This window comes from Flavobacterium sp. (assembly GCF_049590715.1).
Lineage (GTDB): Bacteria > Bacteroidota > Bacteroidia > Flavobacteriales > Flavobacteriaceae > Flavobacterium.
This window is the reverse complement of sequence record NZ_JBAWDL010000289.1, coordinates 1-6705: the sequence shown is the minus strand read 5'-3', so window position 1 is coordinate 6705 and position 6705 is coordinate 1. Positions and strand designations below refer to the sequence as shown.

Sequence of the window (6705 nt, the reverse complement as noted above, 5' to 3'; positions counted from 1 at the left end):
GTCATACCCTTGTAGTTTCGCATACCGATTAGGATCTTTTGTATTTGATTTTCGATCTTCAGTAGGAATTGCTGAAATATTAAAATACGTTCGGTATAAATTATTGTCTCGGTCTTCAATCGATGCTGTAACCGTATTAAGTTCGTCAATGCGCTTATTTAATACATCATAATTCAGTTTTAAATTCTCAATTTGACGTGACATCAAGCGATCTTTTGGTGTATCAAAATAAGGGGTATTCAATAATGCAACAAAACAGATAAATCCAAATAATGCCGAAGCCACCAAAAACAAGACGATATAAGCAAATTTGTGTCTTTTTTTGGTTTTAATTTTCCGATAAGCCAGATTTTCAGAATCGTAATAATATTTTACTTTCGCCATATTTTAAAATACCCTATTTTTGCACGTCCAAAAAGGTTAGTGGAACAAATTTAATAAATGTTTCATTCGTACCACTGCTTTTTTTGGAATAAAAATAATTAGGGCCTATTCCAGCTATCCGTTACAAGTTCTCGTTTAGCAATCTTTTTTTCTACCCTGTTGCAGGAGCTTCCTCTGGTCGCTCTGCACCATCAAGAAAAAATAGATTGCCTAAACTCGAAGCTTTCCACTATTATCTGGGGCAAAAAAATAATCAAATAGTTAAAGTTGATTTAAACGTTGAAAAACTTTAAACCTTAAACTTTAAACAAAATTTAATAAATGAGATCACAAGACATTCGCAAAGCGTATTTACAATTCTTTGAAAGCAAAGGACACTTAATCGTTCCTTCGGCACCTATAGTATTAAAAGACGATCCTACCTTGATGTTCAATAACTCAGGAATGGCACAGTTTAAAGAATATTTTTTAGGAAATGCCACACCCAAAAGCAATCGTATCACCGATACGCAAAAATGTCTTCGTGTATCAGGGAAACATAACGACTTAGAGGATGTAGGTTTTGATACGTATCATCATACGATGTTCGAAATGCTAGGAAACTGGTCTTTTGGGGATTATTTCAAAAAAGAAGCGTTGCCTTGGGCTTGGGAATTCTTGACCGAAGTTTTAAAATTAGACAAAGACCGTTTGTACGTTTCTGTTTTCGAAGGAAACGAAGCCGAGAATGTACCTTTTGATCAAGAGGCGTTTGATATTTGGAAACAATTCGTTCCTGAAGACCGCATCATTTTAGGAAATAAAAAAGATAACTTCTGGGAAATGGGTGACCAAGGACCTTGTGGTCCCTGTTCTGAAATTCATATCGATTTGCGTACCGATGAAGAAAGAGCGACAGTTACTGGAAGAAGCTTAGTGAATGCAGATCATCCTCAAGTAGTAGAGATTTGGAACAACGTATTTATGGAATTCAACCGTAAAGCTGATGGATCTCTAGAGAAATTACCTGCACAACACGTAGATACTGGAATGGGATTTGAGCGTTTGTGTATGGCGATGCAAGATGTAACTTCAAATTACGATACCGATGTGTTTACGCCACTTATTGAAAAAGTGGAGCAAATTACAGGATTAAAATATACGCCCAATACTGTAGAGACAAGTCGCGACTTGTCCGTTCCAACCGAAGAACAAAACAAAATAAATATTGCCATTCGTGTGATTGTCGATCACGTGCGTGCGGTAGCCTTTGCTATTGCTGATGGGCAGTTGCCATCAAATACAGGAGCAGGATATGTGATTCGTCGTATTTTACGTCGTGCTATTCGTTACGGTTTTACCTTTTTGGATACCAAAGAAGCTTTTATCTATCAATTAGTAGGGGTTTTGGCAGATCAAATGGGGGAATTTTTCCCAGAAATCAAATCACAACAAAACTTGGTTACTAATGTAATTCGTGAGGAAGAAGCATCTTTCTTGAGAACTTTAGACCAAGGATTACAATTGTTAGAAAATGTAATTGCTACTACGAAAGGAAATGAAGTGTCAGGTGCTAAAGCATTTGAATTGTATGATACTTTTGGTTTTCCAAAAGATTTAACAGCTTTGATTCTAAAAGAAAAAGGAATGTCTTTCAACGAAACGGAATTTGATGCTTCGATGCAAGCACAAAAATCACGTTCTCGTGCAGCCTCTGAAGTTTCGACTGATGACTGGAAAATTTTGGTGGAAGGAAACACGGAATCTTTCGTAGGATACGATCAAGTAGAAAACGAAGTCAAAATTACCCGTATTCGTAAAGTAGATTCTAAGAAAGATGGGGTGATGTACCAAATCGTTCTAGATGGTACACCTTTCTACCCAGAAGGTGGAGGTCAAGTTGGAGACAAAGGAACATTGATTTCGGCAAACGAAACAATTGAAATCATCGATACGAAGAAAGAAAATAACTTGATTTTGCATTTTGCAAAACAATTGCCAGAGAATTTAGAAGCTAGTTTTATTGCTAAAGTAAATACTGATTTAAGAGATGCAACAGCTAAGAATCACTCGGCGACTCACCTAATGCACCAAGCGTTGCGTACCATTCTAGGAACGCACGTGGAACAAAAAGGATCTTTAGTAAATCCTAACTATTTGCGTTTTGATTTTTCACACTTTGCTAAAGTGACGGATGAAGAGTTACAACAAGTAGAGGATTTTGTGAATGCAAGAATTCAAGAGCAATTGCCAATAATCGAAAGAAGAAATATTCCTATTCAACAAGCGTTAGAAGAAGGAGCAATGGCTTTGTTTGGTGAAAAATATGGTGACAATGTACGTGCGATCAAATTTGGAAGCAGTATGGAATTGTGTGGAGGAATCCATGTGAACAATACCGCAGAAATTTGGCATTTTAAAATTGTTTCGGAAGGAGCAGTTGCGGCAGGAATTCGTCGCGTGGAAGCGATTACTAGTCAAGCGGTGAAAGATTTTTATACATCACAAGAAAACTTGTTGGTCGAAATTAAAGCTACTTTGAAGAATCCACAAGATACGATCAAAGCAGTGGTAGCACTTCAAGACGAAAATGCGAAGTTGAAAAAACAATTGGAAGCCTTGTTGAAAGACAAAGCTAAAAATATGAAAACTGAATTAGAGCAGGAGTTACAAGAAGTAAACGGAATTCAGTTCTTAGCAAAACAAGTGGATTTGAATCCTGAAGGCGCTAAAGATTTGGCTTACGAATTAGGAAATCTAGGAACTAATTTGTTTTTAGTTTTGGCTACAGCCGAAGAAGGAAAACCAATGTTAACCTGCTATATTTCCAAAGAATTAGTTGCTGATAAGGGATTGAATGCTGGTCAAGTAGTGCGTGAATTGGGCAAATTTATCCAAGGTGGTGGAGGGGGACAACCTTTCTTTGCTACAGCTGGAGGAAAAAATGTGGCAGGAATTCCTGAGGCATTGACTAAAGCGATTGACTTTATTAAATAGAAAAAGTGAAACCCAAAGAGAGAAATCAATTTTCTGTCTTTGGGTTTTATATTTAAGACGAGAATGTTATAGCTGATTCTTAATGCTCCTTATGACTGTCTAACCGCTGTGAGATATAAATCGATTTTATGAATTTTAGACTTCAAATACCTATTTCAAACAGTGATTTCCCTATTGACTACCATTCTAAAATAATGTCTTTAGGGTCTTGTTTTGCGGTCAATATGTCGGATAAATTTAATTACTATAAGTTTGGTAATTCTTGCAATCCTTTCGGAATTATTTTTAATCCCGTTTCAATTGAAAAACTGATTCAGCGATGTGTTAACAAAGACTATTTTACCGATGCAGCTATTTTTTTTCACAATGATTTATGGCATTGTTTTGAGGTGCATTCAGAACTTTCAAACCCTAATAAAGAAGCATTACTGTTTGATTTGAATACCATTTTAGATGGTTTTTATAAAAACATTTCAGAGGCAACACATTGTATCATTACCCTTGGGACTGCATGGGTATATCGAAATTTAGAATCAAACGAAATTGTTGCCAATTGCCATAAAGTGCCACAAAAACAGTTTTCCAAAGAAATTCTTTCTGTCGAAACTATTCAAAATGCGATTCAAAACAGCATTGAAACTATCAGAAAAATTAATCCAAATTGTAATTTCATATTCACCGTTTCGCCCGTACGCCATATCAAAGATGGTTTTGTTGAAAATACGTTGAGTAAAGCACACTTGATAACTGCCATACATCAAGTAGTCACACTGAACTGGTCGAAGTGCTTTTACTTCCCTTCTTATGAAATAATGATGGATGAATTAAGGGATTATCGTTTTTATACTCCAGATATGTTGCATCCAAATTCAGTAGCGGTAGATTATATATGGGAACGATTTACGGAATCCAATATGTCTGAAAAGACTTTTGTTACAATGAAAGAAATAGGAAGTATTCAAAGCGGCTTGCAACACCGCTCTTTTAATCCAGAATCAGAAAGTCATCAGCAATTTTTAGCCAAGCTTCACTATAGAATGGCAATTTTACAAAAACAATTTCCTCAAATTTCTTTTTAAATAATAAGTGTTAGAAACTCTTTTTATATCTTCGTTTAAAATTTGAAATATGGCTTTTACTACTAATCTTCCCGAAATTAGAAAATGGATAACCATCCTACTTTTTGCATTAGTTTTGTTTTTTGGGTACAACTATTTTACTAAAAGCAACGACAATTCTTCCATAGAATACGATACAGCTTTAATTCAATCGCAAATTAAGAATGTAGCTAAGTTAGTCGTAACTGAAGGTCATTTTTCAGAAGTGCTCACTTATAAAGACCAAAAGAAAACCTATATTCCAGGACTAAGTTTTGATAAAAAAGCATTGGTAGTAATCAATGCCGAAGTTACTGTAGCCTTTGATATGAGTAAATTAACCTATGATATTGATACTGAAAATAAAGTTTTGACACTAACGAATATTCCTAACGAAGAAATCAAAATTTATCCCGAACTCAAATATTATGATACAGAGTCTAGCCGATTTAATGAATTCACAGCTAGTGATTATAATAAAATAGCCAAGACAGCCAAAGCCAACATTGCTCAAAAAATAGAAAAATCGACATTGAAATCCAATGCGAAAAACCGACTACTATCAGAACTTTCAAAAATATTGATCGTTACCAAGTCGATGGGTTGGAAATTAGAGTATGAAGGTCAGGTTATGGAGAATGAGACTGATATGAATCAAAAAATAAAATTATAAGGGGATTTATCCTCTTTTTTTGTGTTTTGTTTTAAAGATTTGAAACGATCAATTATTTGAATTTTAAAACATTTTTTTAAAATCATGTAATTTGAATTGTTCGATTTTGTTGAGCTTTGTGAATTAAAGAATTTGTAAATAAAAAAGGGAGCACCTATTGAATAACTATATGAACAGTAAATTGATTTCTTATTTGAAAAAGACGCTGAGAATTTTGCTTTGGTGCGCCGTTACAATAGTGGCTTTTTTGTTGTTACTGATTGTTTTAATTCAAGTTCCCTCTGTTCAGAATTTTGCCAAAGACAAAGCATTGACTTTTTTGAATAACAAAATAAAAACCAAAAGTACACTCGATAAAATTGCAATTAGTTTTCCTAAAAATATTGTACTTGAAGGCTTTTATTTTGAAGATCAAAACAAGGACACTTTACTGGCAGGAAAACGTTTGGAGGTTGATATTGATTTATTTAAAATTCTTAATCATAAAATCGAAATTAATTCGGTTGAACTTGATGGTGTAACCGCTGCGATTTCTAGAGATAAAGATTCTGTTTTTAATTTTGATTATATTATCAAAGCTTTCGCATCGCCTGTCCCTAAAGATACTACAAGTACACCTTATGTGATTTCAGTGGTCGATGTAGCTTTAAAAAACAGCCATTTTCATTACAAAGATGCCATTTCTAAAAATGATATTCGTTTTAAACTGGATATTTTCAAAACAAAATTCAAAGAATTTGATTTGGATAAAATGAATTTTAATATTCCTACGATTGAATTGATTGGTGCAAATTTTATTTTAAATAAAGATAGTTTAGATAAATTCAAAGCGATGGTTAACACTAAAAAAGTAGAAGCCGCCGCAGCAAAAAACGAATTGAGTTTAAATTTAAACAAAATAATCCTGTCGAAAATTACCGTTCTCTATGATGATCAAGAAACTAAATTGAAAACGGCTCTAGATTTAGGTGATTTAAAAATAGCTTTTAATGATTTGGATTTAAAGAAACAAACAATTGATTTAGACTATTTTGAATGTTACAATCTGAAAGGGGATTTAGTTTTAGGTAAAAAAGAGGAAAAACCAAGTTCGCAAGCTGATACAAAGGTAACTGCTTCAAATGGATGGAAAGTAACGTTACAAACATTAGACCTAAAAAACAGTGCCTTCAAGTTTGATGATATGCAATCTAAACCAGTTGCAAAAGGAATGGATTATAAACATTTAGATTTAACGAACCTAAATGCTAAAGCATCAAAAATTCACTATAGCACGGATACAATTTCAGGAAATATACAATCATTAACTATAAATGATAAAAGTGGCTTAGCAATACAGCGTTTAGAAACTAATTTCTTTTATGGTCTAAAACAAGCCTATCTTGAAGGTTTGTATTTAAAAACCCCACAAACGTTATTAAAAAATAAAATAAAAATAAAATATGCTTCGATAGAAAGTCTTTCAAAAAAAATGGGAGAAACTACTATTGATGCGCATTTAGATGAGTCCAAAATAGGGTTCAAGGACATTTTACTTTTTGCTCCAGATCTTCAAAAAAACAACCCTTTTCTATC

General features: G+C 33.8%; 3 protein-coding genes and 2 pseudogenes. 4 read left to right on the top strand and 1 reads right to left on the bottom strand.

Annotated elements, in window-relative coordinates; genetic code table 11:
• Nucleotides 1–384 (bottom strand): annotated as a pseudogene (locus tag WBQ70_RS12855) (M23 family peptidase); the annotation flags it as partial.
• Between the two features lie 321 nt (nt 385–705).
• On the opposite strand from WBQ70_RS12855, the gene alaS reads away from it, so the two are divergent.
• The 4 genes and pseudogenes from alaS to WBQ70_RS12835 all read left to right on the top strand — a co-directional run.
• Nucleotides 706–3360, top strand: coding sequence for an alanine--tRNA ligase (gene alaS / locus WBQ70_RS12850; protein WP_423914899.1), 2655 nt, complete (start codon nt 706–708; stop codon nt 3358–3360).
• A 128-nt stretch (nt 3361–3488) separates the two neighbouring features.
• Nucleotides 3489–4439, top strand: a complete 951-nt coding sequence (locus WBQ70_RS12845) for a GSCFA domain-containing protein (RefSeq protein ID WP_423914897.1) — start codon at nt 3489–3491, stop codon at nt 4437–4439.
• 49 nt (nt 4440–4488) lie between these two features.
• Nucleotides 4489–5130, top strand: a complete 642-nt coding sequence (locus tag WBQ70_RS12840; RefSeq protein WP_423914895.1) for a DUF4230 domain-containing protein — start codon at nt 4489–4491, stop codon at nt 5128–5130.
• 169 nt (nt 5131–5299) lie between these two features.
• Nucleotides 5300–6705, top strand: a pseudogene (locus WBQ70_RS12835) (translocation/assembly module TamB domain-containing protein); the annotation flags it as partial.